At 72.2% G+C, this 25,041-nt stretch carries 21 protein-coding genes and 1 pseudogene; 11 read left to right on the forward strand and 11 right to left on the reverse strand.

Annotation, left to right across the window (positions count from 1 at the left end):
* Nucleotides 1-22 precede the first annotated feature (22 nt).
* From RV983_RS08975 to RV983_RS08990, 4 genes and pseudogenes are all read left to right on the forward strand, one after another.
* Nucleotides 23-1,044 (forward strand): annotated as a pseudogene (locus RV983_RS08975) (Gfo/Idh/MocA family protein).
* Nucleotides 1,045-1,183: 139 nt separating this feature from the next.
* Nucleotides 1,184-2,227 (forward strand): Gfo/Idh/MocA family protein, encoded by a 1,044-nt coding sequence (locus RV983_RS08980; protein WP_475985257.1) that lies wholly within the window; start codon nucleotides 1,184-1,186, stop codon nucleotides 2,225-2,227.
* Between the two features lie 117 nt (nucleotides 2,228-2,344).
* Entirely contained in the window at nucleotides 2,345-3,061 is a 717-nt protein-coding gene (locus RV983_RS08985) for a hypothetical protein (protein ID WP_475985258.1), read from the forward strand.
* A 91-nt stretch (nucleotides 3,062-3,152) separates the two neighbouring features.
* Nucleotides 3,153-4,088, forward strand: coding sequence for an aminoglycoside phosphotransferase family protein (locus tag RV983_RS08990; protein WP_475985259.1), 936 nt, complete (start codon nucleotides 3,153-3,155; stop codon nucleotides 4,086-4,088).
* A gap of 10 nt (nucleotides 4,089-4,098) precedes the next feature.
* Here the strand turns inward: RV983_RS08990 and RV983_RS08995 are convergent, their stop codons facing one another.
* Both RV983_RS08995 and RV983_RS09000 read right to left on the reverse strand, forming a co-directional pair.
* On the reverse strand, nucleotides 4,099-4,836 hold the full coding sequence (locus RV983_RS08995; protein WP_475985260.1) for an SAM-dependent methyltransferase: 738 nt from the start codon (nucleotides 4,834-4,836) through the stop codon (nucleotides 4,099-4,101).
* 206 nt (nucleotides 4,837-5,042) lie between these two features.
* Nucleotides 5,043-6,224, reverse strand: coding sequence for a cytochrome P450 family protein (locus RV983_RS09000; protein ID WP_475985261.1), 1,182 nt, complete (start codon nucleotides 6,222-6,224; stop codon nucleotides 5,043-5,045).
* Between the two features lie 184 nt (nucleotides 6,225-6,408).
* On the opposite strand from RV983_RS09000, the gene RV983_RS09005 reads away from it, so the two are divergent.
* Nucleotides 6,409-6,864: a tellurite resistance TerB family protein gene (locus tag RV983_RS09005; RefSeq protein ID WP_475985262.1), complete on the forward strand. Its 456-nt coding sequence runs from the start codon at nucleotides 6,409-6,411 to the stop codon at nucleotides 6,862-6,864.
* 52 nt (nucleotides 6,865-6,916) lie between these two features.
* On the opposite strand, the gene RV983_RS09010 is transcribed toward RV983_RS09005, so the two are convergent.
* The 7 genes from RV983_RS09010 to RV983_RS09040 all read right to left on the reverse strand — a co-directional run bounded on the left by RV983_RS09010 (nucleotide 6,917) and on the right by RV983_RS09040 (nucleotide 15,251).
* Nucleotides 6,917-7,798 carry a hypothetical protein gene (locus RV983_RS09010; protein ID WP_475985263.1) on the reverse strand — a complete coding sequence of 294 codons (882 nt, stop codon included), beginning with the start codon at nucleotides 7,796-7,798 and terminating at the stop codon, nucleotides 6,917-6,919.
* The gene (locus tag RV983_RS09015; RefSeq protein ID WP_475985264.1) at nucleotides 7,795-8,805 is read right to left on the reverse strand and encodes a TRAFAC clade GTPase domain-containing protein; all 1,011 of its coding nucleotides are present in this window, start codon (nucleotides 8,803-8,805) and stop codon (nucleotides 7,795-7,797) included. Before RV983_RS09015 ends, RV983_RS09010 begins: the two co-directional genes overlap by 4 nt.
* Nucleotides 8,802-11,024, reverse strand: coding sequence for a hypothetical protein (locus tag RV983_RS09020; RefSeq protein WP_475985265.1), 2,223 nt, complete (start codon nucleotides 11,022-11,024; stop codon nucleotides 8,802-8,804). Before RV983_RS09020 ends, RV983_RS09015 begins: the two co-directional genes overlap by 4 nt.
* A 126-nt stretch (nucleotides 11,025-11,150) precedes the next feature.
* Nucleotides 11,151-12,065 carry a LysR family transcriptional regulator gene (locus tag RV983_RS09025; protein WP_475985266.1) on the reverse strand — a complete coding sequence of 305 codons (915 nt, stop codon included), beginning with the start codon at nucleotides 12,063-12,065 and terminating at the stop codon, nucleotides 11,151-11,153.
* Nucleotides 12,066-12,069: 4 nt separating this feature from the next.
* Nucleotides 12,070-13,263, reverse strand: coding sequence for a glycine C-acetyltransferase (locus RV983_RS09030; RefSeq protein ID WP_475985267.1), 1,194 nt, complete (start codon nucleotides 13,261-13,263; stop codon nucleotides 12,070-12,072).
* A 252-nt stretch (nucleotides 13,264-13,515) separates the two neighbouring features.
* On the reverse strand, nucleotides 13,516-14,544 hold the full coding sequence (tdh, locus tag RV983_RS09035; RefSeq protein ID WP_475985268.1) for an L-threonine 3-dehydrogenase: 1,029 nt from the start codon (nucleotides 14,542-14,544) through the stop codon (nucleotides 13,516-13,518).
* Between the two features lie 224 nt (nucleotides 14,545-14,768).
* On the reverse strand, nucleotides 14,769-15,251 hold the full coding sequence (locus RV983_RS09040; protein ID WP_475985269.1) for a peroxiredoxin: 483 nt from the start codon (nucleotides 15,249-15,251) through the stop codon (nucleotides 14,769-14,771).
* A gap of 154 nt (nucleotides 15,252-15,405) precedes the next feature.
* Here RV983_RS09040 and RV983_RS09045 point away from each other — a divergent pair, with 154 nt between their 5' ends.
* Nucleotides 15,406-16,017: a TetR/AcrR family transcriptional regulator gene (locus RV983_RS09045; RefSeq protein ID WP_475985270.1), complete on the forward strand. Its 612-nt coding sequence runs from the start codon at nucleotides 15,406-15,408 to the stop codon at nucleotides 16,015-16,017.
* Between the two features lie 62 nt (nucleotides 16,018-16,079).
* Here the strand turns inward: RV983_RS09045 and RV983_RS09050 are convergent, their stop codons facing one another.
* Entirely contained in the window at nucleotides 16,080-16,895 is an 816-nt protein-coding gene (locus tag RV983_RS09050) for an AIM24 family protein (protein ID WP_475985271.1), read from the reverse strand.
* Between the two features lie 34 nt (nucleotides 16,896-16,929).
* Nucleotides 16,930-18,207 (reverse strand): ROK family transcriptional regulator, encoded by a 1,278-nt coding sequence (locus RV983_RS09055; protein ID WP_475985272.1) that lies wholly within the window; start codon nucleotides 18,205-18,207, stop codon nucleotides 16,930-16,932.
* 138 nt (nucleotides 18,208-18,345) lie between these two features.
* On the opposite strand from RV983_RS09055, the gene RV983_RS09060 reads away from it, so the two are divergent.
* The 5 genes from RV983_RS09060 to RV983_RS09080 all read left to right on the forward strand — a co-directional run bounded on the left by RV983_RS09060 (nucleotide 18,346) and on the right by RV983_RS09080 (nucleotide 24,975).
* Entirely contained in the window at nucleotides 18,346-19,662 is a 1,317-nt protein-coding gene (locus tag RV983_RS09060) for an ABC transporter substrate-binding protein (protein WP_475985273.1), read from the forward strand.
* Between the two features lie 14 nt (nucleotides 19,663-19,676).
* On the forward strand, nucleotides 19,677-20,687 hold the full coding sequence (locus tag RV983_RS09065; RefSeq protein WP_475985274.1) for a carbohydrate ABC transporter permease: 1,011 nt from the start codon (nucleotides 19,677-19,679) through the stop codon (nucleotides 20,685-20,687).
* Entirely contained in the window at nucleotides 20,680-21,540 is an 861-nt protein-coding gene (locus tag RV983_RS09070) for a carbohydrate ABC transporter permease (RefSeq protein WP_475985275.1), read from the forward strand. Before RV983_RS09065 ends, RV983_RS09070 begins: the two co-directional genes overlap by 8 nt.
* 38 nt (nucleotides 21,541-21,578) lie before the next feature.
* A complete protein-coding gene (locus RV983_RS09075) occupies nucleotides 21,579-22,937 on the forward strand; it encodes a GH1 family beta-glucosidase (protein ID WP_475985276.1) in 1,359 nt (452 codons plus the stop codon).
* An 85-nt stretch (nucleotides 22,938-23,022) separates the two neighbouring features.
* Nucleotides 23,023-24,975: an RICIN domain-containing protein gene (locus tag RV983_RS09080; protein WP_475985277.1), complete on the forward strand. Its 1,953-nt coding sequence runs from the start codon at nucleotides 23,023-23,025 to the stop codon at nucleotides 24,973-24,975.
* Nucleotides 24,976-25,041 lie beyond the last annotated feature (66 nt).

The following is a 25,041-nucleotide window of genomic DNA, read 5'->3' on the forward strand; positions in this document are numbered from 1 at the left end:
CACGAAAGGGATGACACGCATCATGACGCAGCACGGAACCCTCGGGGTCGCGGTCGTCGGGACCGGCAAGATGGGCGCCGACCACGTACGCCGCATCAATGACATGATCAGCGGGGCCCGGGTGACCGCCGTCGTGGACGTCGACGCCGAGCGGGTCAAGACCATCGCCGCCGGCATCGAGGGCTGCACCGCCTACACCGACCCCGCCGCCGCCATGGCGGCCGGCGACGTCGACGCCGTCCTCATCGCCTCCCCCGGCGCCGCCCACGAGGCGGCGCTGCTGGCCGCCTTCGCGCACGACCTGCCCGTGCTGTGCGAGAAGCCGCTCACCCCGGACGCCGCCTCGGCGCTGCGCGTCCTGGAGGCCGAGCAGAAACTCGGGCACCGGCGGGTGCAGGTCGGCTTCATGCGGCGCTACGACGCCGAGTACATGAAGCTCAAGACCCTTCTCGACAGCGGTGAGCTGGGCCGCCCGCTGCTGGTGCACAACCGGCACCGCAACGCGAGCGTCCCGCCCGGGTACACGAACGCCAACCTCATCAACGACTCGGTCGTGCACGAGATGGACGTGACCCGCTGGCTGCTCGGCCAGGAGATCACCGCCGTGACCGTGCTGCGGCCGCGGCCCTCCTCGAACGCGCCCGAGGGCCTGGACGACCCGCAGCTCGTGATCTTCGAGACCGACGGCGGTGCGATCGTCGACGTCGAGATCAACGTCAACTGCGGCTTCGGTTACCAGGTGCAGGCCGAAGCCGTGTGCGAGCGCGGCAGCGCGCGCATCGGCGAGGCCCACGACCTCCTCGTCAACACGGCGGGCCGCTGGGGCGGCACGATCGCCCAGGACTTCGTGGAGCGCTTCGTCGACGCGTACGACCGCGAGGTCCAGGCCTGGGTGGACGCCACCCGGCGCGGCGAGGTCACCGGGCCGAGCGCCTGGGACGGCTACGCGGCGGCGGCGGTCTGCGAGGCGCCGGCCTGCGGTCGCAGAGCGAGGGCGGCCGGGTCGAGGTCGAGTTGATCGAGCGCCCCGCCTTCTACCGCTGAGCGGCGGCGGCGCGGCAGGACCGGCGGCCGCGCCGCCTCCTGGTGGTCCCGGATCGGGCGCGGACGCGGCGGTTGCCCCCTGGCCGCCGCGCCCGCGCCGCACCACCCGCCTGTCCCCGGAAGAAAGGCTCCCCCGCTCATGCGCGTCGTCCTCATCGGTGTCGGGCGCCTCGGGTCCTTCCACGCCGCGACCCTGCACGGGCACCCCGATGTCACCGAACTCGTCGTCGCCGACGCCGACACCGCACGCGCCACGGCGACGGCCGCCCGGCTCGGCCAGGGCGCCCGTGCGGCGGGCTCCGTCGACGAGGCGTTCGCCGCGGGGGCCGACGCCGTCGTCATCGCCTCCGCGACCGCCGCCCACGCGGAGCTCATCTCGCGCGCGGTCCGGGCCGGTCTCCCCACGTACTGCGAGAAGCCGATCGCCCTGGACCTGGCCTCGACGGTCGCCGCGCTGCGCGAGGTGGAAGAGGCGGGCACCGTCCTGCAGATGGGCTTCCAGCGCCGCTTCGACCCCGGCTACCGCGCCGCCCGCGAGGCCGTGCGGACGGGCCGGCTCGGACGGCTGCACACGGTGCGCGCCATGACCTCCGACATGGCACCGCCCCCGCCGGAGTTCGTGCCGCTGTCCGGCGGCCTCTACCGCGACTGCCTCATCCACGACTTCGACGCCACCAGGTGGGTGACGGGACGCGAGGTCGTCGAGGTGTACGCCATGGGCGCCAACGGCGGGGCCGACTTCTTCCGGGAGGCGGGGGACGTCGACACCGCCGCGGCACTGCTGACGCTGGACGACGGCACCTTGGTGACGGCCACGTCCACGCGCTACAACGGCGCCGGTTACGACATCCGCATGGAGCTCGCCGGCTCCCTCGACCAGATCGCGGTCGGTGTCGGCGCCCGTACGCCGGTCACATCGGTCGAGCCGGGCGCGGCGCCGGGCGTGCCGGAGCCCTGGACCGGCTTCGTCGACCGCTTCGGGAACGCCTATCGGGCCGAGATCGACGCCTTTGTGCGGGTCGTCGCAGGGAAGGCCGCCAATCCATGCGACGGACGGGAAGCCCTGGAGGCACTCCTGGTGGCGGAGGCCTGCGAGGTCTCGCGCGCCGAGCGGCGCCCCGTCGCGATCGCGGAGATCGCCGAACTGGCCGCCACCGCGCGGACGCGGCCGTCGGCGCGGTGACCGCCTGAGGCACCCCCTTCCCGTGTCACCCGCCCGGACGGGCCGGGTGGCGTCCTCGGCCGTGGCAGTGCTTGCTGGTCGTAGGTCGTTGCCGGGGTGCGTGCGTGAAGGGCTCAGATGTCAGATTCGGTCCGGGCCCTGCGCACGCCACGAGCCGCCGGAGCGGTGGGCATCGCCTTCGCGATCCTCCTCGGCGCGGCCATCGTCCTGGTCCGGGTCGCGATCCCGGAGGGGCAGCACTACGCGGCGAGCGGCGGACCGCTCAGCGGCAGTTCGCGCCGGTCGGTGCGCACGGCGCTCGGGCTGGTCCCCTTCGCCGGGATCTTCTTCCTGTGGTTCACCGGGGCGGTGCGCGCACACGTGGGGGACGCCGAGGACAGATTCCTCGCGACCGTGTTCCAGGGCAGCGGGCTGATCTTCGTGGCGACGCTCTTCGGCGCCGCGGCGTGCGCCGGCAGCCTGCTGGCGACGGCCGACGCGGGGACGGCAGCCGGCGTGCGGCAGCCCCAGCTCTGGTACTTCGGCGGGCACTTCACGTACAGCCTGCTGACGACGTACGCGATGCGGATGGCCGCCGTGTTCGTCCTGTCCGCGTCCACCGTCGCGCTGCGCCTCGGCACCTTCCCGCGCTGGCTGGCGCTGCTGGGATACCTCGTCGGCCTCACACTGCTCTTCGTGGTGCCCGGCGTGGCGTGGGCGGAATTGATCTTCCCCATCTGGGCGCTGGTGGTGAGCCTGCACATCCTCGTGGCCGGCTTCCGGCGGGAGGCGCAGGCCCGGCTGGGGGGCCGGGGCGGCCAAGGCGGCCAGGACGACATCAGAACGGCCCGTTGAGGGCACCCGCCGGTCGCCGCGCCCGCGCCCGGCTCGTGCCGGCGGCCGGACCGCTTGAGGTCGGCACGCGGACGCGGGCACCATGCCGTGCATGGCTCTTGTGACGATGTCCCGGTCCCTGCCCCTGGTGCGGAGCGTGAGCGGCCTGCCGGGCGGGCCGCAGTGGCTGGCCCGCCTGCCCGCCCTCATCGAGGAGGTGCGCGAGCGCTGGGCGCTGCGGCTCGGGAGGCCCTTCGGCGGCGGAAGCTGCTCGTGGGCGGCCGAGGCATGGCTGCCGGACGGAGAGCCGGCCGTCCTCAAGGTGGGCTGGCCCCACCCGGAGGCGGAGGGCGAGGCGGCGGCCCTGCGGCTGTGGGACGGGCGCGGGGCGGTGCGGGTGATCCGGCACGACGCGCGGCGGCACGCCCTGCTGCTCGAGCGCTGCGCTCCCGGCGGCGGGCTCGGGGCGGCGGCCGGCCTCACGCCCGAGGAGCGGCTGCTGACCGGGGCCGGTGTCCTGGCCGAGCTGTGGCGGGCCGGGGCGGCGGTGGACGACGGGTTCGACCGGCTGGCGGACGTGACCGCCGGCTGGGCCGGCCTCGTCGAGGAGCGGATGGTGCGGCATCGGCCGCCCTTCGACCCGGGGCTGGTCGCGCTCGGCGTCCGGCTGCTGCGCGAACTGCCCGGGTCGGCGCCCCGGGAGGTCGTCGTCCACGGTGACTTCAACCCCGGCAATGTGCTGGCCGCGACGCGCCGCCCGTGGCTCGCGATCGACCCGAAGCCGATGACCGGCGACCCCGCCTACGACCCGTGGCCGCTGCTGGAGCAGATCGACGACCCCTTCGCGCATCCCGCCCCGGGACGGGTGCTGGCGCGGCGGTTCGCCCTGGTCGCCGACGCACTCGGGGAGGATGCGCACCGGCTGGAGGCGTGGGCTGTCGCGAGGCGGGTGGAGACCGCGCTGTGGCTGACCGAGCACGGACATGCCGGGGATGCCGCCGGTGTGATGCGGGAGGTGCGGACGGTGGCGGACCTGGCCGGGCTGTGAAGCCGCCGGGTCATGCGGTGGTGCGGCGCAGCAGGAGGGTGACGAAGCCGAGCGTGCCCCGGTAGCCGTGCAGCCACTCCGTGCGGTGCCGGGCGGCTGCGTCGAGGGCCCGGCCGCTGTCGGGGTCGGCGGGGTGGTCGAGTGCCCAGGCGGCCAGGGAGCCGGTCCAGGACCACTCGTACGCGTCCCACTCCTGTCGTGTGCTGATGTGGCCGTACACGGGGGTCCAGCCGTCGGCGACGACACGGTCGACGGTGGTGGGCAGGTCGTCGAAGTCGCCCAGCATGTCCACGAGGGCGGGCGTGGGCTCCTTCTCCCAGAAACCGTCGCCGACGAGGACATGGCCGCCGGGAGCCAGATGCTCGCGGACCGCGGACAGCGTCGCGGACAGGCCGCCGAAGGCATGGGTCGCACCCACGCTGAGAACGAGGTCGAACGGGGAGCCGGAGGTGTGGTGGCGGGCATCCTGCTCGTGCAGGACCAGGCGGCCGGCGACATCGAGGTCTGCCGCTGTCCTGGCCGCCTTGTCCAGGGCCGCCGCGTCGATGTCGACGCCCTCCGCCGTCGCCTCCGGGTGGTCGGCCAGAGCCCGCAGCAGCCAGGCGCCTCCCCCGCAGCCGAGGTCCAGCACGCGTTCGTCGCCCCGGCGCAGCGCGCGGTCGAGCAGGCCGCGCACGGAGACGTCGTCGAGCGGCGCGGCGATGGGGTGGTCGCTGTGGGCGATGCGGGAGATCCGTCGGCGGTCCATCGGCGCAGCGTCCCAGGCCCGTCGTGTCACCGCATCCGGTTAATTACCGCCGCGCGTGCAACGCGACGGGGCGGAACGGTGGTTTGCCATTTCAGAAGGGGTTCAAAGGCGCAGAGAGATCAGAGGGGTCGACGGGGATGACAGGCATGGTGAACACGATCGCGTACCGCTCCGCGGACCGGGGGTACGGGAGCCGCCGCGGGCGCTCAGCCCAGGCGCACCGGCAGACTGCGGACGCCGCGGATGAGCATGCCCGGCAGCCACTGGAGGGCATCGAGTTCGGTGTCCAGGGCGAGGTCGGGGCAGCGTTCGAGCAGAGAGCCGATGGCGATGCGGCCTTCGAGCCGGGCCAGGGCCGCACCCAGGCAGTGGTGGAGACCGTGGCCGAAGGCGACATGGCCGCGCGCGTCCCGGCGGATGTCGAAGCGGTCGGGCTCCCCGAAGCGGTCCGGATCGCGATCGGCGGAGGCGAGGGCGACGAGCACCGGCTCCCGGGCCGGGATGACGGTGCCGGAGATCTCCACGGGCTCGGCGGTGAAGCGGAAGGTGGCCGTCTCCACGGGGCCGTCGTAGCGGAGCATCTCCTCCACGGCGCCTTCGAGGAGTCCCTTGTCGGCCCGCAGGAGGGCGAGTTGGTCCGGATGGGTGAGCAGGGCGCGGACGCCGTTGGAGATGAGGTTGACCGTCGTCTCGTGACCCGCGACGAGCAGCAGGAAGGCCATGCCGCTGAGCTCCGGGCGGGACAGCCGGTCGCCGTCCTCGGCGACGGTGCGGATCAGGGCGCTCATCAGGTCGTCACCGGGCGCGCAGCGCTTGTCCTCGATCAGTTCGTCCAGATACTCGGCAAGGTGCTCGTACGCTGCCCGCTCGGCCTCCGGGCCGGTCGGCGCGACCACCTCGTTCGACCACGTGCGGAACGCCGCGCGGTCCAGGTCCGGCACACCCAGCAGCTCGCAGATGACGGTGATCGGCAACGGATAGGCCAAAGACTCGACGAGATCGGCCCGGGCGTTGGGCCTGCCGAGCATGGCGTCCAGCAGGCCGTCGGTGATCTCCTGAACCCGGGGCGCCAGTTGATCGACCCGCCGGGCGGTGAACTCGCGGGCGACCAATTTGCGCAGCCGCGTGTGCTCGGGCGGATCGGACACGAGCATGTGGCGGCCCAGCAGCTCCTCGTCGTACAAACTCCAGCCGAGCGCGCGAGCGTCCTTGGCCAGGCGCGGGTCGGTCAGCGCCGCCCGCGCCTGGTCGTGGCCGACGATCAGCCACATCTCGCCCTCGGGTGTGCGCACGCGGTGCACCGGGCCGCGCTCGCGCAGCCGGGCGTAGACCGGATAGGGATCGGCGGTGAATTCCTCGCCAAGGGCCGTCAGGTCAACCGTCTCCATCCCCGCACCGTAACCCGGGTGTCGCCGCTGCGAGAGGCGCACGGCGGTCCGGCGCCGATTCCCGGCCACGACGATCCGCGGGGTACTTCGGGGATCATCGCGCCGCGGGCACCTCCGGGGGCGTTGCTTCGTTGGCCCCATTGCCCACGCCGACGCGTGAACAGAGATACCGAGGAGTTACCCCGTGGCCTTCTGGGACCGGCTCAAGGACACCACTGCCTCCCTGCAGACACAGCTTGTCGCCAAGAAGAACGACCTCAAGAGCGGCGCCTTCCGCGACGCGAGCATGGCGATGTGTGCCCTGGTCGCCGCCGCCGACGGCACCATCGACCCGTCGGAGCGGGCGCGGGTCGCCCAGCTCATCACCACCAACGAGGTGCTGCAGAACTTCCCGGCCGCCGACCTGCAGCGGCGCTTCGACGACTATCTGAACAAGCTCACCACCGACTTCGAGTTCGGCAAGGTCAGCGTGCTCCAGGAGGTCGCCAAGGCCAAGAAGAAGCCGGCGGAGGCGCGTGCCGTCGTCCAGATCGGCATCGTCATCGGCGGCGCCGACGGCAACTTCGACAAGACCGAGCAGGGCGTCGTCCGCGAGGCCTGCTACGCGCTCGACCTGGCTCCCGCCGAGTTCGACCTGTAGGAGGCCGCTCCCGTGCCGTGCCCACCGCCGCCACGGCGGGCCCGGCCGGGCCTCAGCTGATCACCGCGATGACCGCCCCGAGGGCGCCGAGGGCGCCCAACAGAAGCACGGCCAGCACCAGGCCCGTCCTGCCGAGAACATCCGTCACACGCCTGACGGAGCCGTCGAGGAGCGACTGCCCGTTCTGCCGGTCCCACTTCGCGTGGACGGGTCGCCCCACCCCCGCGCCGAGCGCGTACAAGGGACGTACCGCCAGCAGGGACTCGCTGCCGAGCAGAGAGGTGACCATCAGGAGCGGCCGGGCGCCGGAACCGACCAGGCGGAATCCGTCCAGGCCGAACCCGGGCTGTACGCAGCGGCGTTCGAGGTCCGCGAGCATCCCTGCCGCCGCCACGCGGTCGCCCGGGGAGTCGGGCAGGAGCCGGATCTCGTTCGGTCCCGGCAACGGCACCGCCTCCGGCGCGCACGCACGGGCGCGTTCCAGCAGCGCGTCCCAGCCGGGGGCGTCGACGGCGAAGCCCGGGGTGCCTGCCGGGTGGCCATGGGCGACGGGCAGGTCCTCCTCCATGCCGCCGGTGAGGAAGAGCCGTGCGACCGCGAGCAGTTCGGGCGGGGGCAGTCCCTTGTCCCCGACGCCCGGACCGGTGCCGAGCAGCAGCAACCGGATGGGACGGCGCATATGGTCGCCGCCGGCGTCCCCGGAGCGCAGTCCGGTCAGCAGCAGGACCCACAGGGGCCGGCCGGCCGCGCCGCCCTTGAGGGCGTACAGAAGGAGGGACGCCTTGGTGTCGTCCACGAGGTCGTTGACGGAGCGGCCTGCGCAGCCGCGCAGCAGCACCTCGGGGTCGGCGCCCGGGGTCCCGCCCGCGGGCAGCCATGTGTAGCCCTGCTCAGGGAGCCGGCCGCGCGAGTGGAAGGACCACGCGACGGTCACGCCCGGCCCCTGACGGCGCCGGCGGGCGGGCTCAGGTGCGGGTGGTCCTGAACCACCTGGATCCCGTCGCGTTCGGAGCCCGACTTCGCGAACGCCGCGACGGCCTCCTGGAGTGCGAGGTCCGTGCCGAACACCTCGTCTATGGCCTCCCGCCAGAACCCGCGCTTGCGGCGGTACTCGCCCAGGACGAAGCGCAGCGCGTACCGCAGCGGCTGATCGGTGTCGACGGGCCGGTACGGCGCGCCCGGAGTGCGGCTGCGGTAGTGGAACTGCATGCCGCCGCCCGGTTCCTCCTTGATCGTCGAGAAGACGATGGAGCCGGTGGTCTGCACGGGCGTGATGACGCAGCCCACGCGCGGGCGCACATCGGCGTGGGCGATGTAGTCCAGCAGCGGGCGGTAGCCCTCGCGCACCCGCTCCATCAGTGCCTCGGTCCCCTGGCGGGTGGCGACCCAGCGTTCGCACTTCAGCGGCACGATGATCAGCAGCCGCGGCCGCTGCTCGTCCTCGACGAGCAGTTCCTTGATCCGCTCGTACATCAGGTGCGGGAGGTTGATGCGCTGGTGGTACTCGCCGTTCAGAGCCATGAGCGCGGGCGTGTCGACGGCGAGCACCACGACCGGGCTGTTGTGGAGCGAGGCCCGCACCTTCCGGCCCACCGGGCTGCCGTCGAGGTCCCGCAGCACTTCACCCGCATAGTCGGTGAAGCACATCCGGAAGCGCGCTTTACGGCCTTTGCGGCCGACCGCGATCTCATAGCGGTGGACGTCGGTGGTCGTGGTCTGCTCGATGCCGCCGCGCACCTGCACGGACCGGGAGAGCGACTCCAGCACCGAGACCGCGTCGGTGAGCTTGGCGGCGGTCTCTCCCACCGGGGTGAGGTCGAGGTCGGTGGCCCCGGTGACCGAGGGGTACTGGACGTACATGGAGGCCAGCAGGGACGTCTTTCCCGCGCCCGAGGGGCCGAGCATGCCGACGTCGAGCATGTGGCGGCCGGACTCGCTCATGCCACCACCTCCTTCCCGGCGGCCGCGCCGCCCTCGGTGCCGGCGGCGGTGCGGGCCCCCAGTGACCGGACGGCCTCGGACCAGCGCCGCAGGTGTGCCGCGTCCTCGGCGAGGGCCGCGAACCGGCCGGGCCAGATCTCGGCCCGCACGTCCTGGTAGAACACCCGCCACTCCTCCTTGGTCCCGGCCGCCGAGATCACCCGGTCGTGGAACTCCTCGACGAGGGAGAAGACGGCCGCGCTGGGTTCCGCGAGCACCTTGTGCAGCTCGCCTCGGCAGGCGAACAGTGCCTCGTCGTAGCCGACTTCCAGCATCTCCAGCACTTCCTGCCCGCTGGGCGACCGGTCGTGCGGAAAGGGCATCGTGGGGCTGTCGGCGTGCAGTCCGTCCAGGCAGGTGCGCACCCGGTGCTGGAGCATGCCCCGGTACGACAGCTCGAAGCCGGCCAGCAGTTCCAGTGCGTAGCGGATCTCGCTGCCGCCCTCCTGCCGCACGCGCGGGATGCGCTCGGCGGTGCGCATCAGGAACGCTTTGCCCTCCGCCCCGCCGAGTCCCGCCAGACCGCCCAGGCTCCCCGGGCCGCGCAGGACGCCGGCGACCTCGTCCTGCATGCGGGCGGTGCGGGCGTGCAGGGCGACGTCGCACTCCAGGAACCGGCGGGAGAGCCGGGCACGGGACTCGTTCAGGTACTTGGCGTAGGCGACGCTGAGGCCGCCTTCGGCGTCGGCGCGCGCGATCAGCTGAGCGACCGTGGGATGGCCGGGGTCGTTCTGCGCGGTGTCCAGGATCTCCTCGACGGCGTCCGCGAGCAGGCCGTCGGTCAGGTCGCGGTCCTCGCGCAGGCTCCTTACGAGGGCGGCCAGGGCGTTCGCCATCTGCTCGTAGGTCTGCTCGAACAGGCCGTTGAAGGGCAGGAACCAGATCTCCGAGGGCTGGGCCAGGTCGGCGAGCCGGCCCGCCCGGGCGGCCAGCCGGCCGGTGCGCTCGCGGAGTTCGGCCAGTTTCTCGGCCCGCTCGGCCAGATGCTGCTCGTCCAGCTCGTCGAGGTGGGCCACGAGATGGTCGAGCACGCCGTCGGTCATGGCGGCGACCTCGTCCGGCCGGGTGCAGTCCACGATGTGCGCCCCGGCGACCTGGAAGCGCGAGGCCGGGAGCCACTCGTCCACCATCTTGCGGGCGTTGGCCGAGTTGTCGCCCGCGGGGCCCTCGACCCGGTTGACCACCAGGAAGGAGCAGCGGGCGAGTTCGGCGCCGGTGAGCCCCTCGCGGACATGGTCGTAGAGCTGGTGGTCGTAGGTGTCGAGGCCGTCGCCGAGCGGGTCGGGGCGGCGGACGAAGACCACCACGTCGATCTCGTCCCGCAGCGCGCCCACGATGCGCTGCGCGTCCTGGAGGTTGGTGTCGCCGAGGCCCGGGAGGTCGATCAGTGACAGACCGGTCCAGTCCTGCTGCGCGAAGTGCGTGGTGACGCGGACGTACCGGACCGCGCGGAAGGCGTGGTAGCGCTGTTCGTCGCGCTCGTCGGACTGGGCGACGAACTCGCGGATGCGCTCCGGGCCGATGGGGTGGGGCGAGTTCGCCGTCAGGAGGTGGCGGTACTCCGGCAGTGCGGTGCGGAAGGCCTCCAGGTGCCCGTAGCGGCTGCCCTCGACGGCGCCGTCACCCTCGGGCGCCGGGGGCAGGGCACGGGCGAACTCCGTCAGGGTGGTGGGGGCCGGGCCCAGGCCGAGTTCGGCGTAGTAGGGCGCGATCACCTCGTGCAGGAAGGAGCGTTCGGTGTGCAGGAACACCTGCGCCCGGGTGGGCGCGCCGTCCTCGTGGCGCAGCACGCTGGTGACGCCGGTGCAGAAGCCGCCGTCACCGGTCGGCACCTCGCGGTCCGACAGGCCGGTCAGGCTCCTGATCATCCGGCTCTTGCCCTGCCGGGCCCGCCCGATGACGCCGACGTTGAGGGTGGCGCGCCGGAAGCGGGACGCGGCGGCCTCCGTGACGGCGGCCTCGGTGGGCAGTTCCTCCAGCAGGTCGCCCAGTTCCGCGCCGAGGGCCAGCAGCCGGTCCTGCGCCTCGTCGGGCACCAGGGCGAGCATCTCGGTGCGGAGCGCGTCGAGTTCACGCAGCCGGCCGAGGGTGTCCGTCACCCAGCCGTGGGCCCCGTCCAGCCACTCTGCCCGCCGGGCCCGCCGGACCCGGATCTCCTCGATCCGTTCGGCACGCGACATCGTCTCCCCCGTCCCCGGACGCCTGCTCCCCTGCTCCCCCGGACGCTGCCGATGATGTCACCGCGGCACGGGAAGCGTCCGGTGTTTGCCGGAGTCGACCGGGCGGGGGCGACAGGGGCGGTGCGACTAGGCCGCGTCCTCCGCGGCGGCGCGCAGGGCGTCCAGGACCGGGCGCAGCAGCGGGTGGTCCTCGGCGCCGCGGCGGACGGCGGCGAAGACACGACGGGTGGCGACGACGTCGTGGACGGGGCGCACGGCGGCCCCGGACAGGTCCATGTCGCGCAGCGCCGTACGCGGGACGAGCGCGACGCCCGCGCCCGCCGCGGCGAGGGCCACCACGGCGCGGAAGTCGTCGGAGGAGTGCTCCAGACGCGGCTGGAAGCCGGCGTACTCGCAGGCGAGGACGACCACGTCGTGACAGGGGTTGCCGGGGTAGGGCCCGATCCACGGCTCGTCGGCGAGATCGGCGACGCGGACGGCCGAGGTCGCGGCGTCCGCGAGCGGATGGCCCGCGGGCAGGACCGCGTCGAAGGGCTCGGCGTACAGCGGGACGCGGGCGAGCCGCTGGTCGTCGGCGCTCGGGGCGCCGCGGTACTCGACGGCGACGGCTATCTCGGCGCGGCCGTCGAGCACCATCGGGAGCGACTCGTCGCCCTCGGCGTCGCGGACCCGTACCCGGATGCCCGACGCGGCGGCGCCGAGGGCCGTGATCGCGGGGGCGACGACGAGCGCGATGCCGGTGGCGAAGGAGGCGACGGTGACCTCTCCTGCCGCACCGGAGGTGTACGCGGCCAGCTCCGCCTCGGCCCGCTCCAGCTGGGCGAGGACGACGTTGGCGTGCGTGAGCAGGATCTCACCGACGGGGGTGAGCTGGACACCCCGGCCGCCGCGCTCCAGCAGCCGGTGACCGGTCTCGTTCTCCAGTGCGGCGAGCTGCTGGGAGACCGCGGACGGCGTCAGGTACAGCGCGGCGGCCGCGGCGGTCACCGTCCGGTGGTCCGCCACGGCCCGCAGGGTCCGCAGCCGTCGTGCGTCAATCACCCATTCATCCTGCCAGGGCCTCGCGCGAAGCGATGAACGCGGCCACCGCCTTCTCGACGTCCGCGGCGGAGTGCGCGGCCGACAGCTGCACGCGGATGCGGGCCTTGCCGAGCGGCACGACGGGGTACGAGAAGCCGATCACGTAGACACCGCGCTCCAGCAGCAGATCTGCCATCCGGCCTGCCTCCGCGGCGTCGCCGATCATGACGGGCGCGATGGGGTGCTCGCCGGGCAGGATCTCGAAGCCGGCCTCGGTCATGAGCGACCGGAAGAGCGCGGTGTTCTCCGCGAGGCGGACGCGCAGTTCCTCGGAGTCCTCGATCAGGTCCAGGACCTTCAGCGAGGCGGCGGCGATCACCGGGGCGAGGGAGTTGGAGAACAGGTACGGGCGCGAGCGCTGGCGCAGCAGCGCGACGATCTCCGCGCGGGCGGCGACGTAGCCGCCGGAGGCACCGCCGAGGGCCTTGCCGAGGGTACCGGTGATGATGTCGACCCGGTCGATCACGTCGTGCAGCGCGTGGGTACCGCGGCCGCCGGGGCCGGTGAAGCCGACGGCGTGCGAGTCGTCGACCATGACCATGGCGTCGTAGCGGTCGGCGAGGTCGCAGATCTCGCGCAGCGGCGCCACGTAGCCGTCCATCGAGAAGACGCCGTCGGTGACGATCAGGCGGCGGCGGGCGTCGCCGGCCTCCTTCAGGCGGGCCTCGAGCTCGGCCATGTCGCGGTTGGCGTAGCGCAGGCGGCGGGCCTTGGACAGCCGGATGCCGTCGATGATGCTGGCGTGGTTCAGGGCGTCGGAGATGACCGCGTCGCGCTCGTCGAGCAGGGTCTCGAAGACACCGCCGTTGGCGTCGAAGCAGGAGCTGTACAGGATCGTGTCCTCGGTACCGAGGAACGCCGACAGTCGCGCCTCCAGTTCCTTGTGGACCTCCTGCGTGCCGCAGATGAAGCGCACGGACGCCATGCCGTAGCCCCAGCGGTCCAGCGCTTCCTTGGCGGCCGCGGTGACCTCGGGGTGGTCGGCCAGACCCAGGTAGTTGTTGGCGCAGAAGTTGAGCACGTCACCGGGGCGCCCGCCGGACGTGACGCCGACCGACGCGTTCTGCGGCGTGCCGATCACGCGCTCGGGCTTGAACAGCCCGGCCTCGCGGATCTCGTCGAGGGTGCCGCGCAGGTCGTCGCGGACGGAGTCGAACATGGGGGTCTCCCGTGGGTTTGGGGCGAGGTACCTGTCGCACCGCGCAGGTTCTCGAACTGCCGCCTGGCGAGTGAGCCGAAGGGGCGCGCCGTTGGCGAAAGGAGGGGGGCACTCCCGGCGGTGGCCGGGGGGAGAGAGACCGGAGGTCCCGGGGAACGAGGGACCGGGCACGACCGACCTCCCCCAGCCTGGCGTTCGGGGGCGCCCCCGAACGCCGGCTGGGGCGCCCCGGAGGCGAACCGAGCCAGGAGGCTACGCAGTCCAGTCGAGGACGATCTTTCCGCAGCGGCCGCCGGCGGCCTCGTCGAAGGCGGCGTCGAAGTCGCGGTGGGAGTAGCGGCCGGTGACCACGGGGGCGAGGTCGAGACCGCCCTCCAGCAGCACGGACATGGCGTACCAGGTCTCGAACATCTCGCGGCCGTAGATGCCCTTGATGGTGATCATCGAGGTCACGATCTTGGCGAAGTCGACAGCGAACTCCTGCGACGGCAGGCCGAGCATCGCGATCCGCCCGCCGTGCGTCATGTTGTCGATCATGTCGCGCATCGCCTCGGGGCGGCCGGACATCTCCAGCCCGATGTCGAAGCCCTCGCGCAGACCGAGCTTTCGCTGCCCGTCGGCGATGGTGGACTCCGCGACGTTCAGGGCGAGGGTGACGCCGATCTTGCGGGCGAGGTCGAGACGGTACTCGCTGACGTCGGTGATGACGACGTGGCGCGCGCCGGCGTGCTTGGCGACGGCGGCGGCCATGATGCCGATCGGGCCGGCGCCGGTGATCAGCACGTCCTCGCCGACCAGCGGGAAGGACAGCGCGGTGTGGACGGCGTTGCCGAAGGGGTCGAAGATCGCGGCGATGTCGAGGTCGACGGGGACGCGGTGCACCCACACATTGGACGCCGGCAGCGCGACGTACTCGGCGAAGGCGCCGTTGCGGCCGACGCCGAGGCCGACGGTGTTGCGGCACAGGTGGCGGCGGCCGGCGAGGCAGTTGCGGCATTTGCCGCACACCAGGTGGCCCTCACCGCTGACGAGGTCGCCGGTCTTGATGTCGGCGACGTCGGAGCCGACGGCCGCGACCTCGCCGACGAACTCGTGACCGAGGACCAGCGGCGTGCTCACGGCCTGCTGTGCCCAGCCGTCCCAGGCACGGATGTGCAGGTCGGTGCCGCAGATGCCGGTCCGCAGCACCTTGATGAGGACATCGCCGGGGCCCATCTCGGGCTCGGGGACGTCCCGCAGCCACAGACCGGGCTCGGCCTTCTCCTTCACCAGTGCCTTCACTCTTGCGCTCCTGCCGGCAGACGATGTGGCCCGGTCCGCGCGGGGGAACGCGGACCGGGCACGGATGAACCCGGGCGGAGCGGCAGCGCCCGTCGGCGCCTGCTCGCGCGGTGCGCCGGGCACACAGCAATCTGCCCGGCTCAGGGCGTTCAGTCCATCGATCTTTTCTTAAGCTCGGCAACAGCGCAGCTTCACGCTCGCCCGTCAGGGGGGCGCGGGGCGGCTCAGCGGGGGGCGAGCGCCGCCAGCTGCGCGACGATGGCATCGGTGTCCTGGAAGGTGAGCCCGATGCGGGCCACGTGCTTCCAGCGCACGATCCCTTCCGCGTCGACGATGAACACCGAGCGCTTCAGGCCGAGTCCGGGCATGGAGATGCCGTAGGCCTTGACCACCGAGCGGTCGGTGTCGGCGAGCAGTGGGAAGCGCAGGTCGCGCTTGCGGGCGAAGTGCTCGTGGCTGTCGAGGTCGCTGAGGTTGATCCCCCACACGGTGGCGCCGAGGTCGCGGAAGCGGTCCAGGTCGGAGGTGTAGGAGCACAGCTGCTTGGTGCACACGGCCGAGTCGTCGCCGGGGTAGAAGGCGAGCACGACCGGGGCGCCGCGCTGTGCGGACAGGGAGTACTCGGCGCGCTCGGCGCCGGCGTCGGTGAGCAGCACCCCGGAGAGGGTGAAGTCGGGGGCGGGGGCGCCGATCTCGGGTACGGCCATGGGTGGGGGTCCTTTCGTACGGCGGGCGCGGGCGCGGTGCGAGGCCGGGGGAGGCGGCGCACGGGCGGTTCCGGCGGCACAGAAAACGCAGAGATATACAGAACGTTCGTTCTTGCCGGGACACTACGCGCGGCCGTCCGCTACCGTCAAGGACATGAGCGCCCCGCCCGACGTCCCACTCGCCCCCTCCGAGGCCACCGTGCCCGCGGACGCCCCGCCGCGCGAGCGCATCCTGGCGACCGCGTCCCGGCTGTTCTACGCCGAGGGCATCCACGCGGTGGGCATGGACCGGATCGTCACCGAGGCGTCGACCACCAGGGCCACGCTCTACCGGCACTTCGCGGGCAAGGAACAGCTCGTCCTCAGCTACATCCAAACCACGGACCGGCAGATCCGCTCCTACACCGAGGGCGCCCTCCGCGGACTCGGCGCGCGGGAGGCGCTGCTGGCGGTGGCCGGCGCGCTGGGCGACCAGCTGTGCGCGCCGGGCTTCCGCGGTTGCCCCTTCCTCAACGCCGCCGCCGAGTACCCGGACCCTGCCGACCCTGTGACGCACGCCATCGTCGCCCACCGCACCTGGCTGCGCGCAGTGGCGGAACGCCTGCTGACCGAAGCGGGCGCGCCGGACCCGGCGGAGGACGCCATGACGCTGATGATGCTGCGGGACGGCGCGGCGATGACGGCCGCGCTGAGCGACCCCACGACCGTGCGGGCCGCCCTGGACCGGGCCCTGCGCAAGGTCCTGGAAACCGCCGGGGTGGTGTGAGCCGGGGGCACCTCCCAGCGGTGGCCGGGGGCAGGGCGGCGGGCGGCTACCGGGCCGGCGGGTCAGCCCGCGTGCGTGGAGAACAGTCCGCCGGTCGGGCCCTGCTTGTCGCCGCCCTGGGCCTTCTTCAGCGCGTTGGCCAGTCCCTCAATGGTCATGGACTGCAGGATGACGCGGCCGTTGCCCTCCAGCGTGGCCAGTGACAGGCCCTCGCCGCCGAAGACGGCGTTCATGATGCCCTGGCGGTTGAGCCCGCCGATGCGCTGCACGCCGTAGCGGATGCCGTCCTCGAAGGCCACGATGCAGCCGGTGTCGACCTCGATGCGGCCGCCGAAGTCGGCGGGGTTGAGGTCGATGAAGTTGCCCGCGCCCGCGATGATCACCGTGCCGCGGCCGGTGAACTTCTCCAGGATGAAGCCCTCACCGCCGCTCATGCCGCTGCGGCCGCCCTGGAAGGCGATGCCGAACTCGACCGTGGACTCCGCCGCCACGAAGGCGTCCTTCTCGGCGAACCAGGCGCGCGAGCCGTCCAGCTCCAGGGCCCGCATCTCGCCGGGCAGCACCCCGGCGAAGCCGACCGTGCCCTCGCCGCCGCTCGCGCTGAAGTACTGGAAGGCGATGCTCTCGCCGGCGAGCACGCGCTGGCCGACCTGCATCGCGGTGCCCATGGCCTGGCGGAGCATGCCGCCCATGCCGCCCCCGCCGCCCTGGCCCTGCTGCTGCCCGTTGCCGCCGGGCCCGGCGAGCCGCGTGTCCATGCTCACATTCGCGGTCTTGAAGAGGAACTTGCCGGCCTCGCAGTAGACGGTCTGGCCGGGCTGGAGGGTGCACACGGCCATCTGCATGGCGTTGCCGACGATCTGCTGCTTGAGGGTCACCGCGTTCTCCGGGTCTTTCTGGGGGTGTGCTGCGTCATGCGGACGTCCCTGACAACGACCGGCCCGGACGATTCGGTTCCGCCTGCCCCTCGGACCGCGGCGCGGGGGCGGGCAGCCGGCCCCCGGCGTCGAGGAAGCGGGCGAGCGGCAGGGTGGCGGCGCCGACCGTGACCGCGTCCGGGCCGAGCAGCCCGAGATCGATCGAGGTCTGGGCGCAGGGGTGGTGCAGCGCGTACGCGGCCGTGGCCTCCCGGACGGCGGGCAGCAGCCGGGGCCCGATCATCAGACCGGTCCAGCCCGCGAGCACGATCCGCTCGGGGTTGAAGAGGTTGACGAGGTCGGCGATCCCCGCGCCGAGGTACTCCGCGGTCTCGTCGAGCAGTTCCACCGCCGCGCGGTCGCCCGCCTCGGCCGCGGCGACGAGGGCGGCGATCGCCGTCTCCTCGCTGACCCCGGCAGGGGCGTCCTCGCCCCAGCGGTCGATGAGGGCCTCGGCGCCGACGTACGCCTCCAGGCAACCGCGGGCACCGCAGCGGCACAGCCGCCCGCCGACCTGGAGAGTGGTGTGGCCCCATTCGCCGGCGCTGCTGCTGGCCCCGCGGTACGGCTTGCCGTCGGCGACGACGCAGGCGCCGACCCCCGACCCGAGCAGGGCGATCACCGCGTTGCGGGCGCCGCGGCCGGCTCCGAACCACAGCTCGGCCTGGCCGAGCGTCTTGGCGCCGTTGTCGATGTGGAGCGGGAGGCCCGTGCCCTCGGCCAGCAGCGCGCCGAGCGGGACGGCGTCCCAGTCGATGGTCTGCCCGTGCACGACCGCGCCGGCGCCGCCGGTGCCCTGCTCGACGATGCCGGGCACGCCGACTCCGACGCCGAGCACGAGCGCGGGGTCGACACCGGAGTCCTCCAGGACAGCGGCGAGTCCCTCGAGGATCAACTGCACGACCAGGGCGACGTCGTGGCCGCTGTCCGCCAGCGGCCGGTCGGTGCAGGAGAGTTCGGTCAGCGCGAGGTCGAAGAGGGTGACGCGCACCCCGGTCTCCCCGACGTCGACGCCGATGACGAAGCCGTGCCGGGCGGCCACCTTGAGCATCACCCGGGGGCGGCCGCCGTCGGACTCGACCGACCCGGCCTCCTCCACGACGCCGTCCCCGATGAGCTCGGCGACCACGTTGCTGATCGAGCCCGTGCTGAGGCCGGTGTCCCTGGCCAACTCTTGACGGCTGAGGGGGCCTTCGAAGTAGAGATGGCGCAGGATCGACGATCGGTTGCCCCGCCGCAGGTCACGGACGGTGCGCTTGCTTCGGTCTGCCATGGTGTTCCCTCCCCGGCTGAATCTATCGCTGCGCCAAGTCTTGACGCCAGGTTTTCTCAGACGTTAAATCACGCCTTGAATTAAGGCGTGACGCTCTTCATCTCCCGAAGCCATCACCCCCTGAGAGGGTCCCCGGTCATGCACATCATCCGTACGACGGCGGCCGCCGCAGTCGCGGCCGCGCTCATCGCATCCGCCACCGCCTGCGGCGGCGGCTCCTCGACCGACGGCAGCGGCGACGGCGGCTCCAAGACGCTCACCTACTGGGCCAGCAACCAGGGCAGCAGCCTGGAGAACGACAAGGAAGTCCTGGAGCCCGAGCTCAAGAAGTTCGAGCAGCAGACCGGCATCAAGGTCAAGCTGGAGGTCGTCCCCTGGTCCGACCTCCTCAACCGGATCCTCGCCGCCGCCACCTCCGGCCAGGGCCCCGACGTGCTCAACATAGGCAACACCTGGTCCGCGTCGCTCCAGGCCACCAACGCGCTGCGCCCCTTCGACGCCAAGGCGTTCGACGCCATCGGCGGCAAGGACCGCTTCGTCGACGCGGCGCTCGGCGCGACCGGCGCCGAGGGCAAGGACCCGGCCGCGGTCCCGCTGTACTCGCTCGCGTACGGGCTCTACTACAACAAGAAGATGTTCGCCGACGCGGGCATCGCCGCACCGCCGGCCACCTGGGACGAGCTTGTCGCCGACGGCAAGAAGCTGACCAAGGGCGGCAAGTACGGCCTCGCGGTCGAGGGCGGCAACCTCTCGGAGAACGTCCACCACGCCTTCGTCTTCGGCAAGCAGCACGGCGCCGACTTCTTCGACGCCTCCGGCAAGCCGACCTTCACCACCCCCGAGGCGGTCGCGGCCGTCAAGCAGTACATCGACTTCATCGCCAAGGACAAGATCGCCGCCCCCGGCAACGCCGAGTACGCGGCCAACCAGTCGGTCGCCGACTTCGCCACCGGCAAGGCGGGCATGCTGCTGTGGCAGGCCGCCGGCTCCTCGCTGAAGTCCCACGGCATGAAGCCCGAGGACTACGGCGTCGCCCAGGTGCCGTTCCAGACCAAGGGCGCCACCGGTGACACCGCCGTCAACTCGATGGTCGCCGGCATCAACCTCGCCGTGTTCAAGAAGACCAAGAACGTCGACGGCGCCCTGAAGTTCGTGAAGTTCATGACCAGCGACGACGAGCAGAAGATCCTCAACGGGACCTACGGCTCGCTCCCGCCGGTCAAGGCCGCCCAGTCCGACCCGGCCTTCTCCACCCCGGACCTGAAGGTGCTCGCCGACGCGCTCGCCAACAGCGCCGCGCCGCTCCCGCAGGTCGCCAACGAGAGCCAGTTCGAGACCACCGTCGGCACGGCGATGAAGGACCTGTTCGCCGAAGCCGCCGCCGGGCACCCGGTCACCACCGACAGCGTCAAGGCCGCCCTCGAGAAGGCCCAGCAGCAGATGCCGGCCTCGTGAGCGTGAAGCAACCCATGGCCACCACCGTGCCGCCCGTAGGGCACACCTCGAAGTCTCCTTCCTCCGGCGGCCGGCGGGCCGCCGGGGGGAGGCCCCGCCGGCGCCTGTTCGGGCTCTCCGCGCGGGTGCGTCGCGGCTCCCTGCCGTACGTACTGCTGCTGCCCGCGCTCGCGCTGGAGCTGCTGATCCACCTGATCCCGATGGTCGTCGGCGTGGTGATGAGCTTCAAGGAGCTCACGCAGTTCTTCATCAGCGACTGGTCGGCGGCGCCCTGGAAGGGCCTGGGCAACTACCGCATGGCGGTGGACTTCAACGCGCCCGTCGGCGCGGACCTGCTCAACTCCTTCGTCGTCACGTGCGAGTTCACCCTGCTGGCCGTCGCCCTGTCCTGGCTGTTCGGCACCGCCGCGGCGATCCTCATGCAGGACACGTTCCGGGGCCGGGGCCTGCTGCGCGGGGTCTTCCTCGTCCCGTACGCGCTGCCGGTCTACGCGGCGGTGATCACCTGGTCGTTCATGTTCCAGCGGGACACCGGCATGATCAACCACGTGCTGCACGACCAGCTGCACCTCACCGACGGCAAGCCGTTCTGGCTGATCGGCGACAACAGCTTCTGGGCGCTGGTCACCGTCTCCGTGTGGCGCCAGTGGCCGTTCGCCTTCCTGTGCCTGATGGCCGGACTGCAGAACATCCCGCGCGAGCTGTACGAGGCGGCGGCGATGGACGGCGCCGGGATCTGGCAGCAGATCCGCCGGATCACCCTGCCCTCGCTGCGGCCGGTGAACCTGGTGCTGGTGCTCGTGCTGTTCCTGTGGACGTTCAACGACTTCAACACGCCCTATGTGCTGTTCGGGCGCGCCGCGCCGGACGCCGCGGACCTGATCTCGATCCACATCTACCAGTCGTCCTTCGTGACCTGGAACTTCGGCTCCGGCTCGGCGATGTCCGTGCTCCTGCTGCTCTTCCTGCTCGTCGTGACGGCGCTCTATCTGCTCGTCACCTCCCTGAGGAGGCAGGATGACTGACATCCGCAGCCCCATGGCCTCGCCCCGCTCCTTCGTGTGGACGCGGCGGATCGTGCTGACGCTGCTGGCGGCCTTCGCGCTGGCCCCCGTCTTCGTGATGGTGGTCTCGTCGCTGAAGCCCCTCCAGGACGTGCAGGGGCCGTTCCGCTGGTTCCCGAGCGGCTTCACGCTGCGGCCGTACGCGGACATCTGGCACACCGTGCCGCTGGCCCGCTACTTCCTGAACTCGGTGATCGTGTCGGCCGGCGCGACCGTCGCCTCGGTCACGGTGGCGATCTTCGCGGCGTACGCGGTCAGCCGCTACCGCTTCGCGGGCCGGCGCTTCTTCACGGTGACGATCCTGTCCACCCAGATGTTCCCCGGCATCCTCTTCCTGCTGCCGCTGTTCCTGATCTTCGTCAACCTCGGCAACGCCACCGGCATCGCGCTGTACGGCAGCCGGGGCGGCCTGATCCTGACCTACCTCACCTTCTCGCTCCCCTTCTCCATCTGGATGCTGGCGGGCTACTTCGACTCGATCCCCCGCGACCTGGACGAAGCCGCCCTCGTCGACGGCAACGGCCCGCTCGGCGCGCTGTTCCGGGTCGTCGTCCCGGCCGCCGTGCCCGGCATCGTCGCGGTGTCCGTCTACGCCTTCATGACCGCGTGGGGCGAGGTCCTCTTCGCCTCGGTCATGACCAACGACACCACCCGCACGCTCGCCGTCGGCCTTCAGGGCTACGCCACGCAGACCGACGTGTACTGGAACCAGGTCATGGCCGCCTCGCTCGTGGTGAGCGTGCCCGTGGTCGCCGGGTTCCTGCTGCTGCAGCGCTACCTCGTCGCGGGCCTGACGGCCGGCGCCGTCAAGTGAGCGCCGGCCCCCCGTTCCCCCCCTCCGAAAGGCAGTCCGTGACATCCGACCTCAGTGCGCTCCCCCCCGGCTTCGTGTGGGGCGCCGCGACGGCCTCGTACCAGATCGAAGGCGCCGTGGCCGAGGACGGCCGCGCGCCCTCCATCTGGGACACCTTCTCCCGCACCCCCGGCAAGGTCGCCGGCGGCGACACCGGCGACACCGCCTGCGACCACTACCACCGCTGGCCCGAGGACATCGGCCTGATGCGGCGCCTGGGCCTCGAGGCGTACCGCTTCTCCATCGCCTGGCCGCGGGTGATGCCGCAGGGCGGCGGCCCGGTCAATCCGGCGGGCCTCGCCTTCTACGACCGGCTCGTCGACGGGCTGCTGGAGGCGGGGATCACCCCCTTCCCGACGCTCTACCACTGGGACCTTCCGCAGGCGCAGCAGGACCGCGGCGGCTGGCCCGTGCGCGAGACCGCGCTGCGCTTCGCCGAGTACGCCTCCGTGGTGGCCGAGCGCCTCGGCGACCGCGTCACCCACTGGGCGACCCTCAACGAGCCGCTGTGCTCGGCCTGGATCGGCCACTTGCAGGGCGTGATGGCCCCGGGCCTGACCGACCTGACCGCCGCGGTGCGCGCCTCGTACCACCTGCACCTGGGTCACGGCCTGGCCGTGCAGGCGCTGCGCGCCGCCGTCCCGCAGGCCCAGATCGGCATCGTCAACAACCTCAGCCCCTCCGAGCCCGCCTCCGACCGACCCGAGGACGTCGCCGCCGCGCTGCGCGCCGACGGCCACACCAACCGCTGGTGGCTCGACCCGATCCACGGCCGCGGCTACCCCGAGGACATGCTGAAGCTCTACGGGGTCGAACTGCCCGTCCACGACGGCGACATGGAGACCATCGCCGCGCCGCTGGACTGGCTGGGCCTCAACTACTACTTCCGCGACATCGTTGCCGACGACCCCTCCGGCCCGGTCCCGCACACCCGCGCCCTGCGCATCCCGGACGTCCGCCGCACCGCGATGGACTGGGAGGTGCACGCCGACGGCCTGGAGAAGCTGCTGATGCGGCTGACCGAGGAGTACGGCGCCCGCAAGATCTACGTCACCGAGAACGGCTCGGCGTACGAGGACCACGTCGGCCCCGACGGCCAGGTCCACGACCCCGAGCGCGCCGCCTACCTGGAGGAGCATCTGGCGGCCTGCGGCCGCGCGGTGCGCGCCGGCGCCCCGCTGGCCGGCTACTTCGCCTGGTCGCTGCTGGACAACTTCGAGTGGGCGTACGGCTACGCCAAGCGCTTCGGGCTCGTCCACGTCGACTACGAGACCCAGCAGCGCACCGTCAAGGGCAGCGGCAGCCGCTACGCCGACATCATCGCCGCCCATCGCCGCCGCGCCCGCAGCGCGGCCTGACCCCCGGCGCCCCGACCCTGGGCGCACCCGCGCCCGCCGATCTCCCTCGCACGCACCCCCCGTCCTTCCCCACAAGGAGCACGCGATGCGACAGCACCCCCACATCAGAAGGGTGATCGCCGTCCTGGCGGCGGTCGCCGCGGCCTTCGCCGTATTAACCGTGGCCGGCCCGAGCGCGGCGGCCGCCACCGCCGTGCAGGTCACCATGACCACGACCTCGGACGGCAAGACCGTCGTCAAGGGCCTGCAGACCCAGACCCCGACCGCCTTCGAGACGGGTGACGGCAGCGGCGGGACGGTCATCACGATCGACCCCGCCGCCCGTTACCAGCCCTTCGAGGGCGGCGGGGCGTCCTTCACCGACAGCGCCGCCTGGCTGATGAACTCCTCCGGCGCCCTGTCGGCGGCCACCCGCGACGCCACCATGCGCAAGCTCTTCTCCCCCACCGACGGCATCGGGCTGGGCTTCCTGCGGAACCCCATGGGCGCGTCGGACATCGCCCGCAGCCACTACACGTACGACGACACCTGCTGCGACCTGGCCGACTTCTCCATCGCACGGGACCTCGCCGACGTTCTGCCGCTCACCGCGCAGGCGCGCCAGCTCAACCCCGACCTGAAGATCATGGCGGTGCCGTGGTCGGCGCCGGCGTGGATGAAGGACAACGGCCGGCTCACCCAGATGGGCAAGCTGAGGCCGGAGTTCTACGACATGTACGCGCAGTACTTCGTGAAGTACCTCCAGGCGTACGAGCAGCGCGGCGTCCACATCGACTACGTCTCCGTGCAGAACGAGCCCCAGTGCTGCGGCGCGAACAGCACGTACCCCACGATGGAGTGGACGGCGGCCACGCTGCTGGACTTCACCAGGAACCACCTCTTCCCCGCGTTCCGTTCGGCCGGGATCACCACCAAGGCGCTCATCCACGACTGGAACCACGGCGACTGGAACACCACCGGTGCCGGCCAGCTCGCCGACGCCGCGCTGCGCGGCGACCCGCTGTTCGGCGGCGTCGCCTGGCACGGATACGCGCCGACCCCGCCGAACTACGCGCTCGGCAGCACGATCCAGAGCCAGTACCCGGGTGTCCCGCAGTACGAGACCGAGCACTCCGGCGGCACCTGGGTGGGCGACCAGCAGCTGGAGGACCTGCGCGACATCACCGGCTTCACCCGCAACTGGGCGCGCTCCTACGTGAAGTGGTCGCTGGCGCTGGACCAGGCCATGGGCCCGCACGCGGGGGGCTGCGGCACCTGCACCGGGCTGATCACGGTACACAACGGGGACGCGCGCGGCGGCCAGGTCGACTACACCGTCGAGTACTACACGATGGGGCAGCTGACGAAGTTCGTCCGCGCGGGCGCGGTGCGGATCGGCAGCAACGCCACGGACCCGGTGTGGAACACGGCGTTCGTCAACAGCGACGGGCAGCGGGTGCTGGTCACCCACAACTCCTCGTCGTCCACCCAGCAGGTCACGGTCCGCGAGGCCGGGCAGCACTTCTCGTACAGCCTGCCGCCACGCGCCACGACCACCTTCACCTGGTCCGGAGCGCCGACCGGCGGTGGCGGTGGCGATGGCGGCATCAGCACCTCCGCCTGGTACCAGGTGACCGGCGCCGGCTCCGGCAAGTGCGTGGACGCCATGGACCGGGGCACCGCCAACGGCACGGCCGTGCAGCAGTGGAGCTGCGTCGCCGGGCAGACCAACCAGCAGTGGCAGTTCCGCGCGACCGACAGCGGCTACTACCGGGTGGTGAACCGCAACGCGGCCGCCACCGAGCAGGTCTGGGACGTCACCGGCGGCTCGACGGCGACCGGTGACTCCGTCCCCGTGCAGACCTGGCAGTGGTCCTCGGGCACGAACCAGCAGTGGAAGCCGGTGCTTCAGGCGGACGGCTCCTACGTGTTCACCGCCCGGCACAGCGCCAAGTGCCTGGACGTCGCCGCCGCCTCCGTCGCCGACGGGGCCCGGCTCCAGCAGTACAGCTGCAACGGCACCACCGCCCAGTCCTTCCGGCTCACGTCGGCGGGCTGATCCGGCCCGCGCGGCGCCGGCGTACGAGGGAGACGCCGGCGCCGCGCGGCACCATGCCCTGGGCGG

Source organism: Streptomyces sp. RLA123 (assembly GCF_056270165.1).